Below are 606 nucleotides of genomic sequence, written 5' to 3' on the forward strand. Positions count from 1 at the left end.
TCGGGGATGGTGTGGCGGATCTTACGGCGGCGCAGGTAGGCGCGGTTGGCGCGGGAGGAGTAGGCCTTGTCCGCGGTCAGGCTGTCGGGCCGGGTGCGGGGACGTCCCGGCCCGAGCCGGGGGATGCGGATGGTGCCCAGCACTCGCCGGAACTGCGGACTGTCGCCGTACTGGCCCTGGCGTCAGGACCAGCGACAGCATCCGGCAGCGGCCGTCCGCCGACAGGTGGATCTTGGTGGTGAAGCCGCCGCGGGAGCGGCCTAGGAACTCCCCAGTCTGACCACCTCCGCCAGCCGGGCTGCTAGCGCGGCCAGCACCGGATCGCCCCGGTTTGTCCTGGCAGCGTCCCCTTTTTGCCGCCCTGGCACGGGTGGCGGGGGCGAGCTGCGGGGGGCGCCGGCGGCGTGCTGGTGCGCCCGGACGGTGGTGGAGTCCACGGCGATGTCCCAGTCCACCCGTCCCTCGGCGTCCTGCTCGGCCTGGATCGCGGTCAGTAGCATCTGCCAGGTGCCATCGGCCGACCAGCGGCGGTGCCGTTTGTAGACCGTGATCCAGGAGCCGAACCGTTCGGGCAGGTCCCGCCACGGCAGCCCGGTCCGTGCCCTG

1 pseudogene is annotated in these 606 nt (G+C 72.8%); it reads right to left on the bottom strand.

Annotation, left to right across the window (positions count from 1 at the left end):
• Nucleotides 1-606 (bottom strand): annotated as a pseudogene (locus tag ETD85_RS66615) (transposase); the annotation flags it as partial.

It is taken from the genome of Nonomuraea zeae (genome assembly GCF_005889725.1).
In the GTDB taxonomy this organism is placed as follows: domain Bacteria; phylum Actinomycetota; class Actinomycetes; order Streptosporangiales; family Streptosporangiaceae; genus Nonomuraea; species Nonomuraea zeae.